Consider the following 19229-nt stretch of genomic DNA (forward strand, 5'->3'; position numbering starts at 1 on the left):
ATAATGAAAAATACCTCCCCCTAGATAGAAGTTGTTCTAGTATCGTTTGTAAGCATTCGATAGAAAATACTAGCTTCCAGTACGATAAAGAGGAAAACCTCGTATTCTCTTCGGACAAAACTTCTAACATGGATAAGATATCATCATCTTTATACGTCATTTTGGAGAATAAAGAGGACAAAAATAATAATGATATAGACACCATATTGGATGTAGTAGAACTTTGGGAGGAGTAAAGATCAGGAGGAAATTTCACACAACAACTTACCTTGAATTCCGATAAGGTAAATAGGTTCAAAGAACACCAAAAAAGGCAATATCTAAAACAGAAAAGCGCAATACAACACTTAAGTAATACCACGCTTTTAATTTCAGATAGAACTAGTAGCAAGGAAAAAAGTCAACCAAACACATAAGTTGACTTCCTAGCTCAACAAAAAATGTTCCCCTTCCATTGAACTATTAGGCTTACAGCGCCTTATAAAAAGTTAGCCATTCACCACGTTCTAAGCCGCTTACATGTACCCCAGAGATGCCACTTGAAGTTGTCGCATTGGTCGGAGAAAACGAGAGGTTTACGTTTTTGAATTTATCGGAGATTTCACTTGTTGTCCCCGTTTGAGAAAGAACGTAACCCAAGTTGGTTGAACTCCAACTTGAATTGCCGCTGTCTTCCCACTTTTTGAGGAGTTCTTTGGTCACCAGTTGGCTGCCAACTTTTAGAGCCGGGCCACTAATATTTCGGAACTGATAATAGTCCGCGCCCGAAGAAGTTAACGCAATCACCTTATCTTCTAACACATACAAAGACTTGATCGCATTGTTACTCAGAGGCTCTGTTACAAGTAAGGTTCTCGCCATGTTATCAACAATATAAAGAGCACTTGCTGTGGTAATAGCACTGGTTTTTCCGTCTCGCGATGTCGCTATCTTACTAATAGCAGAATCAACAGTCAGCTCCCCAAGTACGGTTTGTTGTATCGAGTTAGGCACCCACTCAACCTTATTGCTATCCAACCCCAACAATATCTGCTGATTCACGACAATATTGGCTGTTTTAAGGTTTAACTTATCAATCGTCATCTTAGTGGATAGGTTAGCCGTATCGATAACTTCTGCCGCTAAATTACTGTTTGAAAAGTAATTCTTATAAACAATTAATGCTTCACTTTCGTCATAAGATGACATGACTTGCGGTGAGGAAGCTTTCAATACGTGACTCCAGCTTTTCATATCAAGCTTATTAGCACTTAGCAATTTGAGTTCTTGCTGTGAGTATATCGAGCTTCCGGTATTTTTAATCGCCAACAACGAGCCGCTTTGTAAAAGAGGGACCACTGCCGCAAAGTTATCATTGATGCACGACTCACTCTATTTAGGCTGCACGGCTGGATTAGGTTTTGGAACGGGTGGAAGTGTGCCTCCGCTACGACTGCTGTATGTATCAATCGCAAAAGCCTTCACGCCAACATTGTTGTTATTCGAACCATTGAGGCTCGTGAGGAAAACACCATTAGCGCCTTGGCTATTACAAATATCACTCGATGCGGGTGAAACGTAAGCGGTTGGTTTGTAAACCTTGTATGCCTGAACACCATTTAACGTAGGAACTAACTGAATGATTTCACTCGAGTCTACCGGTATTTCTCCGCCTCCAGTACCACCTCCGTGATCGTAATCATCGTCGTCATCATCATCGTCATGGTCGTCGTAATCATCATCGTCGTCGTGCGAACGGATGCTAACTAAACCAGAAGCCGTTTGAGATACAGGATCACCATTGATTGTCACCGGCTTATTACGTGAAGAACTATCAATTTGCATAACCACATCATTAGCCGTTAAAAACACAATCTGACTGTTCGCAGGGTTCAACGCTATCGATTTAGCACCATATAATTCTGGCACTGATTGGGAGCCTCTCACGATCAATGAATCTTCAATTTGCAGATGTCTAGAAACCGCCCCAGCCACATCGATAGCTGATAAATCTAGAGTCTTGTGTTCAATCATTAGATCTAACGCATGAGCAATATTAGTATAAGGCGCTTGCTTGCCGTCACTTTGTGCCTTTTTCAAAGAATTTAGCAACAAATCAGATGAATCTTTAGGGCCATAGGTGGTATCGAGCGTACTGAAATTGATACCAACATGATCACCCAACTTACTTTGAAGTGATGATTTTGCTTGTTCAATATCGTTGCTTACGCCGGGATTAAACATCATCTCACTATGAATCAAGGTCGTGAAAGGTGTGACCAATTCCATATTGGGAGAAGCGGTCAAAATTGCACCATCATATTGCCTCTGTTTCGCGTACCCAGAAACCTCTTCAAGCTGTTTCTCTTGGTCACTGCATACGCCGTTCAGATCTGCATCAGCACATACTAATGAACCTTGATAGGCGTAGCCTGAAGCCGATGTTCCAACCGAACTATCCCCGTCCGAACCGCCACCACATCCAGAGACCATTAAGACACTAGATATTGCTAGTGACAATTTGCATATTAAGAATTTATTGTGCATTTTTTCGACCGATTCACCTAGTTTATGATTTGATTGATAGTATTTTATTTTGCTATTAAATCACTTAACGAAATAAAAGATCAAATGATATTGATAATTACTATCATTTAAATTAATATCCTCCGCCTTTCCCATGGGTAATTTATAAATTATTTGGAGTTCAGGTGGTAAGGAATCCATACAAATTAATGAGTGTTTCACTCGTTTCCACAATGCTGATTGCTTGTGGCGGAGCAGAGTCAGATCCGAAGCTTAAACAGTCACAAACTAAGCCAAGTTCTCAGAATATTTCGGGCATAGCTTTGGATGGTTATTTACGCAACGCGAAGGTTTGTTTAGACAGAAACAGCAATGCCATGTGTGATTCTGCTGATGGAGAAATTGCCACTACGGACGCCGAAGGACGATTCCAACTAGACGTCGACAATGATGTCGCCCAATACCCAATATTGGTCGAAGCGGTTGCCGGTATAACTATCGATATGGATTCACCGAATCAGCCTATTGAATCCGGATTTACGCTAGAAGTACCGAGTAGCAATTCGGACGTGATTAGCCCCGTGACGTCTCTCATTGCAAGTGTATCGATAACCAGTGGAATCAGTTTTGATGAAGCGACCCAGCTTGTAGCCAGCGACTTAGGCATCGATAAACAACTGGCTGTTGGTGATTATTCCGCATCAAACTCAACCAAAAGCCGTGAAGTACACATGTTTGCGCGTGGTGTTACTCGCGTACTTCAAGAAGCACAAATGGCTTCTGTTGATGCAGGTGTCGACCAAGTAAATGCTCGAAAAGGATCTATGTACAAGCTGGCAGAGCTTGATTTAGCAGAATTTAAAGCCAAGACCGATTTGCTGTCTCATGGCGCATCAGGAACCGATAGCGCATTGAAACAACTTGGTAAGGAATACCGAGACCAACTCAAAGTTTCCCAAGAAGACATCGATGGAAATGAAATCATCACTAGGCCGCCAGCGCCTAAGCATGGTCAAGTCAATGATGCCTCAGACACCTTCGATTGGCAGTTTGTACGTGGCTTCAACCACAACACAGATTACGAATATTCGCTAGATTCAGGTAACACTTGGACAACGGTAATTCGTAAGCCGATTGTTGTAGGGAAACTGGCGTTCGACAAAGGAGCCGTTCAAGTTCGAGTTGCTGCGTCTAGCGTTCGTAATACCCCTGCCGGAAAGCCCATTCTCTCAGACAAAGCATTTACGCTAACTACCGTGCCTGCTGCTCCAGCTTGGATTACTGTGAATAACGCGATCAATCAATTTGACTGGGCATTTGTCGACTCGTTTAATGAACTAGGTTTGTATGAATATTCATTAGATAACGGCTCAAACTGGACAAAAGCGACTGAAAAGCCTCAAGACATTCCAGATCTAGATATTCCAGTTGGACATCTAAAAGTTCGTGTAGCCAAAGATGACTCGCTAGGTCACCCAACAGGATTAAGTTCAGCATCAGAACAATCGATGACGGTAACCCCAATCCAACCAGTAAAACCGGTATTGGAATTTGCTAACGACAGCACCAATCAGATCAACTGGCTTTGGGTTAATGGATACAACGACCCATCTTTCTACGAGATTAATCTAGGTAATGGTTGGCAGGACGTCACCGCACTGCCTTATCTTGTTGGCAATGTTTCACTTCCTGCAAACACGATTTCGGTTCGCGTTAAGTCAAATGCACTGGATGCCCGCCCCGCGGGAGTTCCGTTGGTTATCAGCTCTGTATTCACTCGCTCAGAAAATCAACCTATAGCACCAACCTCACCGATTGTTGACGATGCAGAAAACACATTCGCATGGACAGACGTTGAAGGATTTACGGGAAGTGATTTCTACGAATACTCTCTCGATAGAGGCATTACTTTTACCCCTGTAACTAGCAACCCACAGGCTATCCCAGATGAGACGTTTGCCAAAGGGCAAATCTGTGTAAGAGTAAAAGCAGGTACCGATCCTCAACATGATCCTGGCGAAGCGCTGTGTTCAGACAAGGGCTACGGTGTAGTGGTCAAGTAAAACTGGCCACAGTTTTATAAGGGAACCAAAACTGTCGTTCCGACTCATTTGGTGTTAATCCACCATTGTATTGATGTGGACGATGCTGGTTGTAATAACCAACCAAATAATCCGTTATTGCTTTCTGTGCCTCTGTAAAACTTCTATAGCCATTCTTTGGTACCCATTCCGTTTTTAAACTTCTGAACACTCGCTCCATAGGACTATTATCCCAACAGTTCCCTCGACGACTCATACTTTGAGTGATTCGATATCTCCATAGCAACTGACGATATTTTTTACTCGTATAGTGGCAACCTTGATCCGAGTGGAACATTACACCAGACGGCCTTCCGCGGCTCTCATTGGCCATGGTCAGCGCCTTGCCAGTCAATACACTATCTGGTGAGTTAGACATTGCCCAACCGATGACTTTTCGTGCGAACAAGTCAATAACAACGGCTAGATAAGACCATCTCTCCCCCGTCCAGATATAAGTCACATCGCCACACCAGACTTGATTCGGCTCAGTCACCGCGAACTGACGATTTAACCGGTTAGGTATATGAACATGTTCCTGCTGTGTTTTTTTGTACGTATGTTTTGCTAGCTGGCAACTGACTAAGTCTAGTTCTTTCATGAACTTACTTGCTCGGTAACGGCTAAGTCGAATACCTCTTGCTGTGACTATGTCAGCAATGGTTCTCGCTCCAGCGGAACCATTGCTCAGCTCATAAGATCGGCGAACTTCGGCACGAACAAGCACATGCTCTGACGACAGAGATTTATCTCTATTTGCCCAATAACGATAACTACTGCGATGAACCCCGAACACTTCGCAAAGCCGTTTCACAGCATAACTCTTCTTGAGTTTCTCGATCATCGAGAACCGTTCAGGGAGTCTGACATCAAGAGAGCCGTAGCCTTTTTTAGAATTTCCTTTTCTTCTTCAATGCGTTTGATTTTCTTTTTAAGGTCACGAATTTCTCTTTGCTCTGGAGTGAGTGGTGATGAATTTGGTGTCTTACCAGCTCTTTCAGCTTTGAGTTGCCTTACCCAGCTTTCTAACGTAGTTTTTCCAATCCCCATTGCTTCGCAGGTTTCTTTATAGGAACGTCCCTGGTCAAGCACTAGCTGAGCGCATTCAAGTTTAAATTCTGGGTTAAAAGTGCGTCTTTCACGCTTAGTCATAATGTCACCTGTTTTAGTATCGAGATGATCATACATCACCTCTTAATCAGGTGGCCAAATTAACTATGCCACTACACTCTGTTACTCCTAGTATGCCTGCCGCACCGACATCACCAATCTCTCATGACGGATTAGATACATTTGACTGGACGTTTGTTACCGGGTTTTCAGAGGTAACGGATTACGAGATCAATGCGCTTAACACAGGTTGGACAGTCGTTACCACAAAGCCATATCAGCTAAATGACCAAGCTTACGCTATTGATTCAATCCAAGTACGCGTTAAACGAGATCCGATTACGGGTCGCCCTAGTGGTTCAGAGTTGACGAACGATATGGCGTTTACTGTTCGTCCGTCAGCACCAATTGCCCCGGCGGATCTGGTGGTTAACGACACAAACAATACTCTCGATTGGACATACTTCGGCGAATTCACTCAGCCCGAGCACTTCGAAGTCACACTCGACTCCGGTTCAACTTGGACAAAAGTAACCGCTAAGCCTGTAGTGATTGGTAATATCGACAAAAGTATCGGTGAGGTTCAAATACGCGTCGCTCAAAACAAGACGAATGGCATGCCTCATGGCGTAGCAGCATTAACCACACAAGCCTTCACCAAAGTGTTTGAGATTCCAGCACCAACATCGCCTGAGATAACCAACACTTTTACTGGCTCAAACCCAATCAAGACCAATGGTTTTGAGTGGGACTACTTAACGGCTAACGTTGATGGTCAATCTGTTCGCTTTGATGAAGCCGAATACTATGAGTTCACCAACGACAAAGGCCTGACCTGGCAACCTGTTGTTTCGGTTCCTCAATTTATTGGCCCAGAAGCGTACGACAAAGCCAATGTCGGTGTTCGACTAAAAGAGAATGCGAAACAAGGTGTATCAAACTCAATCAGTGACACCCTTTGGGCTACAGATGCTAGTAGTCGCTTCACTGCATTAAAATTCGTACCGATGAAAACCCGTTCGCAAGCCGCTGATTTTGGTTACGGTGGCTCATGGAATTCCTACTCCCTAAATTGTATTGCTGAATACGATGACAAAGGACAAGGGGAACCGACGTTTTGGGCGGAACGATTCTCTTCAGAAATCGATACTGTATTCGATAAAGTCACACAGCTGGATGATTGTGGTATCGCAGGTTGGAATCTTCCAGAGAGCGGCGAAGTCATCACGCTATCAACGCGAGACCCCGCAACACTGCCATCAAACTTAAGAAGTTACTTAGTATCGAACAATTCTTCAAATACGTTAGCGGATAAAAATGGCGTCGCTGTCACTATCAACAAAGGGCAAGAATCTGTAGAGCAGTATTACAGTAAATACGCATACGCTAAGTGGGAATTACCGTCTGGGCCGCAGCTAGTCAGTCACATTGATGCTTCAACAACTGCTGTTGAAACCCTACTCAATACACAAAGTTCAATAGTAAAGGCGGCTGAGGCTTACCTAACAACATGGCTGGCGAACAATCAGAAAAAGGCGCAAAGCTACGCGGCTTTAGAAACCCAAGCACAAGCTAAAGCTGTTGAACTGGCGGCCTTTATTAAACCATGGCTTGACGAATTGAGTGCAGTGACCACGAAGCTCACTATTTACGACTTTCAGGTGTCGGTTGCTCAAAGCCGTACTGATGCGGAGAGCCTTGAGTTCATTACCAAAGTAAAAGCTTACAAAGAAAAAGCAGCGAAACTACAGCAAAACTCGAACGGGTTAAATGCACTAGTTGAAGGTGCTAAGTTTGCTCAAAAAATGGCATTCATCCAGAAAAACTCGGTAATGCTAACCGATGCCACAAGTGCAATAGGCTCAGCCTCATTGGCTTCAGAGCTGCATCAAGCAAGTTTGGACCTCTACAGTGCCATTTCAGTATTAGAGAGCCAATATGCGCAAGTCACTGACTTCATTAACCAACTGAATACCGCAACTAACGGAATTAGCTCTGAGTTTGATTCGCTCATCGCTCTATATCAAACACTCATCAAAGAGATGAGCACAACAGCCACACTCCACGATCTTGCTCAATCCAAAGTGTTAGCAAAAGATGGGCTAAAACAAGCGGCAGACAATGGGTTTAGTGTTTCCCAAGCCAACGCAATGGTAAGTAATCGCTTCGCCAAGTTGGATGAACTAGGAAACTACCTGACAAGCGACACAACCTATCAACAAGGTTGGCGCTGTGTTGAAGACACGAAAATTTCAGGAAAACGTCGAGTATGGGCGCTTCTCAAAGATGGACTACCGCATGGTGCTGACGATCTTGCCTATGATGCTTCAGCGACCGGATACGCCAGCATACTAGGCAGCAACGAACTACTCGCTAGCACTAATAACAACAAGCTGTGTGGTTTTAGTGACTGGGAAGTTCCGCACTTAGCACAGCTGCTGTCGATTAACACCAAGGCTGTCGAAGGTTCAAATTCGAAAATGACCTTGGATACAGACGTATTTCCAAATTACTTGGGACTCAAGCCAGAATACGACAAATCTTATTTCGATAATGGAACCACGTTTTATTACTGGTCGAGTGCAGCAAGCGGTGATCAACAATACATCACAAGTTACGACACTAAAGAAAGTAGCCAAACCTTAGATAAAGCTCGTACCGATGGTTCTGAAGACAAAGTCGTCTTAGCTCGATTATTCAGAGAAAAGTCTGCTAATTATCAGTATCTAAATGCGCAAGGAACGGTAGTAACCAACCGACAAAATGCAGTGTGTGCTCAAGACACAGACAGCAACTTGGTTTGGCAACTCTTCTCTCGAGGTAATAGTAGCCGTTTCAAGAAATACGTAGATATTGCCCCTCTTATCACAGCACAAAATACCAAGAGTATTTGTGGCAAAGCTAATTGGCGTTACCCGACAAAAGCTGAACTCTATAGCTTATTGCCACTTAACAACGAAGTGTTTGAGTTCAACGAAGCAACTGGTGGTAGCTATGGCTACTACATCACCAGCGACCCTGCACCTTATGGCCGCTTCAAAGGGTTAAATATGACAACCATGACGGAGACTGACGTGTCTACCGCGAGCTATTCATCAGCTTATCTATATCGATTAGTTGCAGACTAACGACACCATTACTTATTACCACAGCAGCCTCAGCTGAGGCTGCTTTCATCTAGGAAATAACAACATGTTGAACAAGAAAAAGCAGCGCGGCGCGGCCGCTATCGAATACGCAATCCTCGCAGCAGCAATGTCTGTGGTCTTGCTTAATTTTGTAGGCGGAGAAAATGGAGATCTAACCGAAGCCATTACTGGCGCTTACCAAACTGTCGTAGATCAGCTCAAAGAAGCTCAAGAATCAGAATAAGTCCGTTTACCGTAAATTAAAGGAATAGTTATGACTGCCAAGCGACTCATGTTGCTGTCGTTATTTTGCTCGGTGCTCGGATTATCCGTTTTACTGTTAAGTCAAACTAATAACGAGTCTGCGACCACCTCTTCTCAACAAGCCGTTAAGCAAACGGTCAAAGTGCTGGTTCCAACTCGCACTATCGAGATAGGTCAAGCCTACACACCAAACTCGTTCCGATGGAAAGAAGTTCCACAGCAAGAGTTGGAGAACTACATCGACCACGTGACACCGGAAGATATTTCTGCCGACCACACGATGTCAGGGCTAGCACGCACCAAACTCGTCAAAGACTCGATATTGTCGAAAGCAGACATTACCGAGCCGGAAGGTGGCTACTCGCTTTCATTGAAGTTGCAACCAGGCTATCGCGCGATTTCAGTCCCTGTCGATCAAGTCACGTCTAATTCAGGCTTCATTGAGCCGGGCGACAGAGTGGATATTCTCCTACTCGGTTCACAAGATGGTGAGCTACTTCGTTATGGCAATTCATCTCAAGGATTGTACGTTACAACGATAGTTCATGACGCAAGAGTCTTGGCATTTAATAACAAGCAAACGGCAGAATCTTATCAAAAGGCTCGGGAATCTAATGGTTTCGAAAATGGTATCCCTGACGACAGCAGTGTCTCTTTAGAAGTGACACCCGAGCAAGCAAACCAAGTGGTACTTGCGAAACAATTAGGAAAGTTAACGCTTGTATTACGCGGGCAAAACGAGGCTCAAGATCAACCTCAACACGCAAATGCCGTGACGCTGAAAGTCATTTCTCCAGACACAACTCAGGTATTACCTGACGTGGGTTTGGTGGAATTTAGAGCCGAAAGTAAAACCGTCAATAATAAAACTGGAGCTGATAACAATGGCTAACATCTGTCGTTGGTGGGGTGTTCTCCTACTATCAAGCCTATGTGTCTCTTTTGCATCTACAGCATCAACATTTGATGTGACGATCAATGAGGCGAGAATGATTCGCTTACCTGAAAAAGCGAAATCCATTTTCATCTCTAACACCCATATCGCTAATTACCAAACCTTAACCAATACCAAAGTGATGATATTCGGTAAGCAAGCTGGCAGCGCTACGATCACCGTTTTGAATGAACAAGAACGCGTGATTTATACCAACAAGATTCGCGTCACGCATAACAGCCGCGAGTTCAATGAACTGGTTAAAAACAAGTTCCCAGAAGCGTCAGTCAACGCGGAATCTCTGGGCGGAAAGTTATGGCTTAAAGGACGCGTTCCCTCTCCGATGATGGCACACAATATCGTGTCGCTCGCGAAAGGCTACTTATCCCCTATTGTCGGTTCTACCGAACAACAAGAGAGCTCGAATTCACAGGGAAACAGTAACAACAGCAGTAGTTCAACCAATCAAAATCAGCAGACTCAACTCAATGATGATGAGCTGATCAATCAATTGGTTGTCACCATGCCAAATCAGGTCAACATTCGTGTAAAAATCGCTGAAGTCTCAAGAAATGTATCCAATAAGTTGGGCATCAAATGGGGTTCAATCGCTGGCGGTGTGGGGCAATTTTCATTTTCAAAGCTGCCTAATGTCAGTAGTTGGGGCAAGCCGAGCATTACTGCTCTGATTGATGCGCTAGCAACCAACGGCATGATGTCTGTGCTTGCTGAACCTAACTTGACCGCGATGTCAGGCGAAGATGCGGAGTTTTTGGTTGGTGGGCAAGTACCGCTGCCACTGATTACGGCTGACACCACTCAAATCGAATACAAGGATTTCGGTGTAAAACTGAACTTCACCCCAACCGTGCTCAGTCAAAACCGTATCAGCTTAAAAGTAAATCCCGAGGTCAGTAACATCTCAATCGAGAGCCAACAAGTGATAAACGGAACTAACTTCCCTTCTTTTACCACTCGCAGTGCGTCCACCACCATTGAATTGGCAAGTGGGCAGAGCTTTGCTTTAGGTGGGCTATTGAAATCGGAAGACATCGAACAACTACAAAAAGTACCGCTCATCGGTGAGATACCAGTACTCGGTAGCCTGTTCCGCTCGACTGAATTCACTCGTAGAGAAACAGAGCTGATCATCATTGTAACGGCTTACCTAGTTCAGCCAGCTCGTTCGGACTCAATGCCACTCCCAACCGATGGCTTAATCCCATTGAGCGATGTTGAACGTTTACTGGCATGGCCAAGAGAGCAACAAAAAACATCAAATAATAAAGCGACTTATACCGACAACCAGAAGCCTCGCTTACTGGGTGACAACGGGTTCTACTACTGAGGGCATCATGAACAAATTATCCTTATTACTGCCCGCTCTCTTTGCGCTTGCGGGTTGCGCGCCAACGCCTACAACCCAACAACCTTCTGTGGATGTGGTGTCCGTGACAAACAAGCTGACTTTAACACTGTCGGGTAAAACGTTATCGGCTCAAGAGAAAGCTGATATCTCTGACTTTATTGCTCGCCGAGGCACGCTATCCAACTTAATGGTCAAGATTGAAAATACGACTCAGAAAGGAGAAGGCCAAAGTGAAAAAGTTAGGCTTCGTCTGATCGAGTCAGGCCTCTACCCTTCGCAAATTTCAGTGTCAGACACTGCGGCGCAAGGTAAAGGCGACATCACGATTTTTGTTGAATCTTATCGTGCCAAAGTAACGGCATGTGACGCGGGTAAAACACCAAGAACCACACTCAACGCTTATCGTACTCAGCGCAATTTTGGCTGTGCGAATGCCAATGCACTGGCGCAAATGGTCGCAAATCCAAAAGACCTGATAGTTGGTCAGCCCATCGACAGTGCACAAGGACAAAAAGCGGTGTCTAGCATCGATAACTACTTTGCGCCACCAGCACAAAACCAACAGACAAACTCTGGCTCTTCGAATACCACGCTAGGAGGTTCGCAATGAATCAAGTACACAACTTAACGGTACTGATCGCGGCATCGGAGCAACTCGATACATTAGCGCTCACATACACACTGAATGATTTCGGTATCAACAACATCACAACCTCTTCGAATCAAGAAGATGACGTGGTGAGAGAGGTACTTAAGAATGACGTTAAAACCATCTTCCTCGATGTATTGAATAGCGAATTGCCAGAGTCGAAACAGGTTGTGCAACGTTTAATACAACGTACTGGGTGCCAAGTTATCGCGATTGGTCATTCAACCGAAATTTTTGCTTACCGTGGAATGCTCGCATCCGGTGCCAGTGACTATTTAGTCAACCCTGTGACACCACAAGATCTTGAACACGTCTCCTTTGCTGCTTTGCAACTCAACAACGAAAAACGAAATGAAAAAATCGTTTCCATTGTCAGTGCAAAAGGTGGCTCAGGAAGCAGCACCATTATAGCGACGTTATCGCAGCAGCTTGCCGAACTCGATAAACGAGTAACTTGTATGGACCTCGATTTTTCGATGGGTGATTTGGATTTGCTACTCAATGTCGAAGGCAACACGGCGTTGGTAGAGCTTTTACAATACCCAGAAAGATTAGAACCTCTCGTGTTTGAGCGCAGTGGGATCAGTGTGTCACCCGAGCACACGCTCTTTACCGGTTATCTACCTTTAGACACCACACCATTTTGGCCACAAAAGAGTGCATTCGATCAGTTTACAAAGTTCTGCCTGCAAAGTTCAGACTACTTACTGATCGACATCCCGACCTATTCATTGCGTGACCAGGTTGGCTTTGAAGCGCTTAAAAGTGCCGATATCCGAATCATTGTAGTGGAGCCTACACTCAGCTCCATTCGCAATGCCGGTCAGATAATCAAACGACTTCAAAACCAAGCGGCTTCACAAACCATTGTGGTGTTGAACCATTGTAAGTCCGATTCCGCATCCCTTATTTCGGTCAATGATGTGAAGAAATCACTCGGCACATCCGTAGACGTCGTGATCCCGTTTTTGCCTAACCATTTCCTGAGCAAGTCATCGCTTGGTCAGCCTGCCCATAAAGGCAATAGGAAAGTGAAGCTCGCGTTTAACTCTCTACTTGAACTAGTCACTGGTGAGCCGCAACAAGGCAGCCGCCGTTTTTGGAAGCGAGGCGCATAATGTTTGGTCAGAACACACAAGCCATAGATCCGATTGAAGCGAATAGAGCTCGAAAACATGAAGCCCTAACATCAACACCTTCGGTTCGTGAGCATTATCATGTGATTCATGAAGAGGTCATCAAGGCGATCGACCCATCGGTTGTAGTGAGCTTAAGTGCACCCGATCTTGAAGCTAGAATTGCCGAAATGGTGTCAGATATCGTGGTCTCTAAGCAGTTACCACTTGGTCACAATGACGTCGCTCACTCAGTAGAACAACTGCTCAATGAGTTTCTAGGATTAGGTCCACTACAGCCCTTAATTGAAGACCAAGGCATTACCGACATCATGGTCAATGGGTACCGTGAAGTCTACGTAGAACGCTCAGGAAAATTGCAAAAAACGGCCGTTCAATTTCGCAATGAAGAACAACTTCTCAACCTAGCGCGACGCATCGTCAGCAAGGTCGGGCGAAGAATCGATGAATCGAATCCATTAGTCGATGCTCGATTGGATGATGGTAGCCGTGTCAATGTGATGATCCCACCGCTAGCGCTTGATGGAACCTACATTTCCATCCGAAAATTCAATGAGAATAAGCTAACACTCAGCCAATTGGCTCAGTTTGGTGCAATGTCGAAATCGATGGTTAAACTTATCGATATTATTGTTCGCTCACGCCTTAATGTGCTTGTTGCGGGAGGCACTGGTGCAGGTAAAACCACACTGCTCAATGCGATGTCTTTTAGCATTTCACCTCAAGAACGCATCATTACCATTGAAGACACCGCAGAACTGCGTCTACAGCAACCTCATGTTGTACGTGCTGAAACTCGCCCAGCCAATGCCGAAGGCTTAACACCAATTACCCAGCGAGAACTGGTGCGAAATTCTCTACGTATGCGACCAGATCGTATCATTTTAGGAGAAGTTCGTGGCGATGAAGCCTTTGAGATGATGCAGGCAATGAACACCGGCCATGATGGTTCACTGTGTACATTGCACGCAAACTCGGCGACTGACGCACTCGTTCGGATGGAAAACATGTTGATGATGAGCCAAGCGACTCTGCCTCTGTTCTCATTGCGCCGCCAAATCGCAGACACCATCGATGTGGTTATACAAGTCGAAAGAATGCGTGATGGCAAAAGACGCATTGTTTCGATCACCGAGGTGCAAGGGTTAGAAGGAGAACAATACATCACTCAAGACTTGTTCAGATTCAAACCTTTATCGGAAGATCAACAAGGCAACCTGATTGGCGAATATAAGAGTGCTAAGTGCGTACCAAGCTTCAATGAAAAAGCCAAATACCACCAACTCGATGCTCAACTAAGAGTAGCGATGGAGCTTGAAGCCTGATGATCCTAGTTCTCACTGTTTTTGTTTTGTTTATCGCGATCGGGTTAATCAAGTTGAGCTCAAAGCAAGCCATCGTCAATAAGCGCTTATTGTTGGTGGGTCGTGGTCAACGCTCGCTTACAGCTGACGTTTCAATCAAAAAAACCAACCACCAGCGTAGCAACAAACTGCATGCTTTCTTTTTACGAATGAATGCATTGCTGCCAGTTTGGGATAAGTACTTTATTGCCTTATCAGCTATCGGCTTCCCTGCATCTGGCCACATGTTGTTTCCCCAGCTGGCAATGCATCATCAACTTTTCGCCGCTGTTGGACTTTGGTTTGTATGCACATGTGCCTTGGTGATGTACCGCCGAAAAATGCAGGTAGAAGAGTTCGAACAAGGCATCATCAATGTACTTGGCTTAATTTCTAGAGCGGTGGCTGCGGGGCTCTCAGTCCCACAAGCGATTGAACAAGTGTCAGAAACCCAACCAGGGCTATTAGGACGTGAGTTCTCCTATATTCGCGATAACTTAACGCTCGGTTTAAGCCTTCGCCAAAGCCTCGATGATGCATGCGTTCGCCTTCCTTACAGCAGTTTCCGCTACTTCTCGGTCGCGTTAATCCTGAATCAATCCAATGGTGGCCAACTGCGCGACATTCTTCAAAGCTTAAGCAGAACCATGCATGACAATCGAGCGATGAGAAAAAAGGTCAAGAGCTTAACCTCGGAGCCTCGTATGACAGCCCTCTTTCTTTCTATCTTACCCTTGGGGTTATTGGGTGGTATCTATTTGATGGAACCCACCATGATAATCCAATTGTTCAACACAGAGTCGGGACAGCGTGTACTGACCTACGCCATCATTAGTATTAGCTCAGGCACACTCATTTTGAACGCTCTGACTCGTAACAAAAGGTTCTCATCATGATGTATGTTGCCTTGCTTCTGTTGGGATGCGCATTACTACTGACAGTTGTCGCACACTTGTCTTCTTTCAAACGAGATGTTGTCGCTGAGCGACTGACTCGCGTATCGAGCTACTCCTCTAAGTACACGACCGCTTCTAGCAAATGGCGCTTCCAAGGTGCAAAACCACGACGCCAGAAGTTAATCCTCATTGGCTGGTTGAGTCCTAATGCAGAGATCTATTTTCTTGGCTTAAGACTACTGACGATGGTGACGGGATCTATTGCTTGGTATGTCACTCGAATCCAAGTGCTTAACATGAACTCTGTGGCCGAATGTATCGCAATCGCCATTGTGGTTGGCATCCTGTTCGACCGCATTCTAGATTGGCGCGTGAACCAAGTCCGAATGCAAATTAGCCGCGTTATTCCTGATGCAGTCGATCTGATGGTGGTATGTGTCGCATCAGGTCTAACACTCGAAGCGGTATTTCGCTGTGTCGGTGAAGAGATGCGTGCTATCTCTCCAGCATTGTCACGTGAATGGCTACTCACTGCGACTGAGATATCGGTTCTTGATTCACCACAAACGGCACTTTCAAACCTAGACAAACGAGTCCAGCTTCCTGACATCAACAATATTGTGACCACCATGAATCAAGCGCTTCAATACGGTACGCCTCTCGCTGAAGCGTTAAAGCTGATTGCCTCTGATAGCCGCCAATATCACTTCTTAGAGCTTGAAGAGTGGGTAGGAAAAATACCAGCCAAGATGTCATTCCCTTTAGTGGTCTTCATCATGCTACCTGTCGTGGGCATTATTGTCGTGCCAATCATGTTATCCCTTAAACAAACTCTGGGGGGCTTATGAACAAGATTATTCTCTTGGGTTTAGCGCTGGTTTTGGTTGGCTGTCAGTCAACGAATAACGTTGAAAAAGAGACCTCTGAAGATATGAAAGTCGCCGAGGTTGCACTGATGAATGGCAAACCAGAAAGTGCCATGGATCTGTACCGAAAGATGCTGATATCGAAGCCTGATGACCCACAGTTACTATTGCTAATGGGGTCCGCTGCGAATCAAGCCAGTCGTTATGATGAGGCACTGCATTATCTAAAGCACGGTATCGAGCTTAATCAATCGAGCGCGATTTACAGAGAACTTGGCCGCGCGTGGTTGGCGCTTGGTGAGCTTGAACAAGCCACATCAGCACTCGAAGAATCTGTCAGATTAGTTACAACTGATGATGTCGCCCACAACAGTTTAGGCGTAAGTTACTCGCTCAATAAGCAGTATTCAAAAGCGCGTGAATCTTACTCTCATGCCCTCAGCTTGATGCCATCCAGTAATGAGTATCGCAACAACTTAGCCATGGCTTGGATACTCGATGGTAAACCAGAGCAAGGGATTCGAATTCTGCACCCGATCTTTGTCCGAGGTGAAGCGAGCGTAAAACTGCAACTCAATCTAGCACTGGCTTATGCGCTTTCTGGAGACAGTGCGTCCGCGAAAAGTATCGCTCGTGCACATCTATCTCAACCTGAGCTCGCCAACAATAGTCTGTATTACCAAGAGCTTGCTGCTAAAACTGAGCAAGGAGAACTGTGATGCTCTCTCGTCAAAAAGGTGCGCAGAGCGTCGAGTTTGCAATGTTGGTGGTACCGTTCCTGATACTGATCATCGGTTTCTTTGAGATCTGCCGTCTGCTGCTAGTCAACATCATCCTTGATGTAGCCGTTAATGCGGGTGTTCGTGAGGCCAAGACACGGCCGATTAGTCCTATTTCAGACCAAGCGTTTGCCGAGACTATCGCAAAGTTCCCACTGATAGATAAGAGCAAGCTCGTCTTGGATCCATCGCCGCTATACGCCGAAAACTTCTCAGATTTAGTTAATGAGAAACCGGTATCCAAAAGCAGAGCAGTGTTAGGCGAGTACAAGGTGTCTTACTCATTTTCATTTGCCTTATTACCTAATCTATCAACTCAGTTTTCTGAGTCTATCGGCAACATGACAACCTTGAAAAGAAAGGTACTGGTTAGTTATGACAACAAATAAAACACCTCGAAAAAAACAAGCGGGTTCAGCAGCGATTGAATTCCCCTTCGTTGTACTCGCACTCATGATCATTTTGTGGGGGCTTGTTGCTACCTACCGCTTATTCAACCTACAGACTCAGCTCGACAACGTAACATATAACCTAGTCAACGCCGTTTCACTAACGCAACTGAAACCAGAGCAAGGCCCAAACGGATTACCTAATACGTTAAAGGATCAGCTTCTCGATCTCGCCGAACGTTATCTTCCGCAAGACATCAAGCGCAGCGATATTGGGTTGGTACTTGAAAGCCGTGTATTTGATACCACTGCTTCGAACTGGGAATACAAGCACATCCATGCCGGGATCATCTGTCAAAAGTACACACCCATCGATCAACTAGAGACACTTATCGTTGAGGGTAGCGGCGACCCTGCGTTAGTTGGAAGACCATCCACCTTGGTTCAACTCACTTTATGTGTGAATACACCGTTTGACTACAAGCGACTCAATCTTCCTAAAACACTCTCAAGTTCATCAGCCGTGATAGGAAAGCATTATGGTTAAACCAATATTCGGCAGCATTGCGCTTAAAAAACAGCAAGGCTCCATGACCATTTCATTCTTGGCGTTACTGTTTCCAGCGCTTTTCATTGCCGTTGGCACCCTGATGATCTCGGCTCAAGTAATGGTTTCAAACCGAGCAGCGCAAGCCGCCGATTCTGCCGCATTAGCTTGTGCCTTTGCTGATACAGCCACACTCCCAATGATGCGGGCTTACCAAGAGTACTATCAGCCAACCCTAAAAGGTGTGAGTGGCTTAGAACCAGAAATCATAGGCTCAGAATGCCGTATTAGCCTAGGTTATTCATTGTCACCCTTACTGCCCAACTTCCAATATGAGAGCTATGCAACCAAGGTAACGGCGACGGGTGGTGGTTATAAAAGTGTGGTTGAAAGCAAGCAATCTTCGATTCCAACGGAGCTGGTTTTAGTACTTGATGTGTCTGGGTCGATGGGTTCAAACATCCAGTCGTTGAAATCCATTTTATCCAATGCCTTGAATACGATTCAATCTCAGAGTAAGAACGCTAACGATTTAGACTCAGTAAGAATTTCAATCGTTCCTTTCGACTCTGGAGTTTCAGCGCAGCGCCCACCTTGGTTATCCAAAGAAGCAGCCGGAATCTACTGTATCGATGGGCTTAGCTATCGTAATGGCAATTTCTCTGCGGCACTGACCGTCGATAACCTCGCAACGCTTCACTCAGAGCGACCAGTGAAATTTACACCACCGAGTAAGTGGTTAAGCGACTGCAATCAAGATTCGCCAATGCTGCCGTTGACCAATGTATTTTCTCGCGTCCAAAACTCGATAAACAGCCTAACAGCAAATGGCGGTACTCGCTCTTTTCACGGTTTGTTATGGGGAGTGAGACAACTGATCCCTAGCTGGCAACAAGCATGGGGAATCAACGTCAGCACAGTACCTGAAACCAGAAGAAAGCTAGTGCTCTTCACCGACGGTGCTGACGAAGGAGACACGTTTGACCAACTGGTTAACGCCGGGTTCTGTACTACCGCAATCAATCAATATGGCATCGAAATGAACTTCATCGGCTATGGCGTCAGCCCTTCTCGAATCGCTCAATTCGAGAACTGTGCCGGGGATCCACAACGCGTGTTTAGTGCCACCAGCACGGCTCAACTCAACGAGTACTTTTCCGATATTTTAGCGGTTGAATACTCGGCAACCATCAAACTCACTCGCTAATCCAAACAAAGCGTTTGATTCGAAAC

13 protein-coding genes and 3 pseudogenes are annotated in these 19229 nt (G+C 45.2%); 14 read left to right on the forward strand and 2 right to left on the reverse strand.

Features of this window, described 5'->3' with window-relative positions; all coding sequences use genetic code 11:
* Positions 1–468 precede the first annotated feature (468 nt).
* A pseudogene (locus tag M4S28_RS17775) lies at positions 469–2472 on the reverse strand (hypothetical protein).
* A 242-nt stretch (positions 2473–2714) separates the two neighbouring features.
* Here M4S28_RS17775 and M4S28_RS17780 point away from each other — a divergent pair.
* A pseudogene (locus M4S28_RS17780) lies at positions 2715–4556 on the forward strand (DUF1566 domain-containing protein); the annotation flags it as partial.
* A 4-nt stretch (positions 4557–4560) separates the two neighbouring features.
* Here M4S28_RS17780 and M4S28_RS17785 read toward each other — a convergent pair.
* Positions 4561–5738, reverse strand: a protein-coding gene (locus tag M4S28_RS17785; protein WP_249631935.1) for an IS3 family transposase whose coding sequence is annotated in 2 segments (ribosomal slippage) — positions 4561–5480 and positions 5480–5738 — 1179 coding nt in all. Because the reading frame shifts where the segments join, the coding sequence is not laid out codon by codon here.
* Between the two features lie 74 nt (positions 5739–5812).
* On the opposite strand from M4S28_RS17785, the pseudogene M4S28_RS17790 reads away from it, so the two are divergent.
* The 13 genes and pseudogenes from M4S28_RS17790 to M4S28_RS17850 all read left to right on the forward strand — a co-directional run.
* Positions 5813–8824, forward strand: a pseudogene (locus tag M4S28_RS17790) (Lcl C-terminal domain-containing protein); the annotation flags it as partial.
* 64 nt (positions 8825–8888) lie between these two features.
* Positions 8889–9068 (forward strand): Flp family type IVb pilin, encoded by a 180-nt coding sequence (locus M4S28_RS17795; protein WP_249633387.1) that lies wholly within the window; start codon positions 8889–8891, stop codon positions 9066–9068.
* Positions 9069–9098: 30 nt separating this feature from the next.
* Positions 9099–9980 (forward strand): Flp pilus assembly protein CpaB, encoded by an 882-nt coding sequence (gene cpaB / locus M4S28_RS17800; RefSeq protein WP_249633388.1) that lies wholly within the window; start codon positions 9099–9101, stop codon positions 9978–9980.
* The gene (locus tag M4S28_RS17805; RefSeq protein WP_249633389.1) at positions 9973–11370 is read left to right on the forward strand and encodes a type II and III secretion system protein family protein; all 1398 of its coding nucleotides are present in this window, start codon (positions 9973–9975) and stop codon (positions 11368–11370) included. Before cpaB ends, M4S28_RS17805 begins: the two co-directional genes overlap by 8 nt.
* Before the next feature lie 7 nt (positions 11371–11377).
* Entirely contained in the window at positions 11378–12001 is a 624-nt protein-coding gene (locus M4S28_RS17810) for a CpaD family pilus assembly lipoprotein (RefSeq protein WP_249633390.1), read from the forward strand.
* Positions 11998–13158 (forward strand): CpaE/TadZ family protein, encoded by a 1161-nt coding sequence (locus M4S28_RS17815; RefSeq protein WP_081304131.1) that lies wholly within the window; start codon positions 11998–12000, stop codon positions 13156–13158. The genes M4S28_RS17810 and M4S28_RS17815 overlap by 4 nt, the downstream gene beginning before the upstream one ends.
* Positions 13158–14501, forward strand: a complete 1344-nt coding sequence (locus M4S28_RS17820; RefSeq protein ID WP_249633391.1) for a TadA family conjugal transfer-associated ATPase — start codon at positions 13158–13160, stop codon at positions 14499–14501. Before M4S28_RS17815 ends, M4S28_RS17820 begins: the two co-directional genes overlap by 1 nt.
* Positions 14501–15415, forward strand: a complete 915-nt coding sequence (locus M4S28_RS17825; RefSeq protein WP_249633392.1) for a type II secretion system F family protein — start codon at positions 14501–14503, stop codon at positions 15413–15415. The genes M4S28_RS17820 and M4S28_RS17825 overlap by 1 nt, the downstream gene beginning before the upstream one ends.
* Complete coding sequence (locus M4S28_RS17830) at positions 15412–16263, forward strand: type II secretion system F family protein (protein WP_017076994.1); 852 nt, start codon at positions 15412–15414, stop codon at positions 16261–16263. The genes M4S28_RS17825 and M4S28_RS17830 overlap by 4 nt, the downstream gene beginning before the upstream one ends.
* The gene (locus tag M4S28_RS17835; RefSeq protein ID WP_249633393.1) at positions 16260–17000 is read left to right on the forward strand and encodes a tetratricopeptide repeat protein; all 741 of its coding nucleotides are present in this window, start codon (positions 16260–16262) and stop codon (positions 16998–17000) included. Before M4S28_RS17830 ends, M4S28_RS17835 begins: the two co-directional genes overlap by 4 nt.
* Positions 17000–17449: a TadE/TadG family type IV pilus assembly protein gene (locus M4S28_RS17840; protein ID WP_076647370.1), complete on the forward strand. Its 450-nt coding sequence runs from the start codon at positions 17000–17002 to the stop codon at positions 17447–17449. The genes M4S28_RS17835 and M4S28_RS17840 overlap by 1 nt, the downstream gene beginning before the upstream one ends.
* On the forward strand, positions 17436–17996 hold the full coding sequence (gene tadF / locus M4S28_RS17845; RefSeq protein ID WP_054541441.1) for a tight adherence pilus pseudopilin TadF: 561 nt from the start codon (positions 17436–17438) through the stop codon (positions 17994–17996). The genes M4S28_RS17840 and tadF overlap by 14 nt, the downstream gene beginning before the upstream one ends.
* Positions 17989–19203 carry a vWA domain-containing protein gene (locus tag M4S28_RS17850; RefSeq protein ID WP_249633394.1) on the forward strand — a complete coding sequence of 405 codons (1215 nt, stop codon included), beginning with the start codon at positions 17989–17991 and terminating at the stop codon, positions 19201–19203. Before tadF ends, M4S28_RS17850 begins: the two co-directional genes overlap by 8 nt.
* Positions 19204–19229: the final 26 nt, after the last annotated feature.

It is taken from the genome of Vibrio sp. J383 (assembly GCF_023503985.1).
Classification (GTDB): Bacteria; Pseudomonadota; Gammaproteobacteria; order Enterobacterales; family Vibrionaceae; genus Vibrio; species Vibrio splendidus.

Bases quoted from the DNA above. Each gene is read 5' to 3' on its own strand.
- M4S28_RS17795 (WP_249633387.1), top strand. From the start codon at position 8,889: ATGTTGAACAAGAAAAAGCAGCGCGGCGCGGCCGCTATCGAATACGCA.
- cpaB (WP_249633388.1), top strand. From the start codon at position 9,099: ATGACTGCCAAGCGACTCATGTTGCTGTCGTTATTTTGCTCGGTGCTC.
- M4S28_RS17805 (WP_249633389.1), top strand. From the start codon at position 9,973: ATGGCTAACATCTGTCGTTGGTGGGGTGTTCTCCTACTATCAAGCCTA.
- M4S28_RS17810 (WP_249633390.1), top strand. From the start codon at position 11,378: ATGAACAAATTATCCTTATTACTGCCCGCTCTCTTTGCGCTTGCGGGT.
- M4S28_RS17815 (WP_081304131.1), top strand. From the start codon at position 11,998: ATGAATCAAGTACACAACTTAACGGTACTGATCGCGGCATCGGAGCAA.
- M4S28_RS17820 (WP_249633391.1), top strand. From the start codon at position 13,158: ATGTTTGGTCAGAACACACAAGCCATAGATCCGATTGAAGCGAATAGA.
- M4S28_RS17825 (WP_249633392.1), top strand. From the start codon at position 14,501: ATGATCCTAGTTCTCACTGTTTTTGTTTTGTTTATCGCGATCGGGTTA.
- M4S28_RS17830 (WP_017076994.1), top strand. From the start codon at position 15,412: ATGATGTATGTTGCCTTGCTTCTGTTGGGATGCGCATTACTACTGACA.
- M4S28_RS17835 (WP_249633393.1), top strand. From the start codon at position 16,260: ATGAACAAGATTATTCTCTTGGGTTTAGCGCTGGTTTTGGTTGGCTGT.
- M4S28_RS17840 (WP_076647370.1), top strand. From the start codon at position 17,000: ATGCTCTCTCGTCAAAAAGGTGCGCAGAGCGTCGAGTTTGCAATGTTG.
- tadF (WP_054541441.1), top strand. From the start codon at position 17,436: ATGACAACAAATAAAACACCTCGAAAAAAACAAGCGGGTTCAGCAGCG.
- M4S28_RS17850 (WP_249633394.1), top strand. From the start codon at position 17,989: ATGGTTAAACCAATATTCGGCAGCATTGCGCTTAAAAAACAGCAAGGC.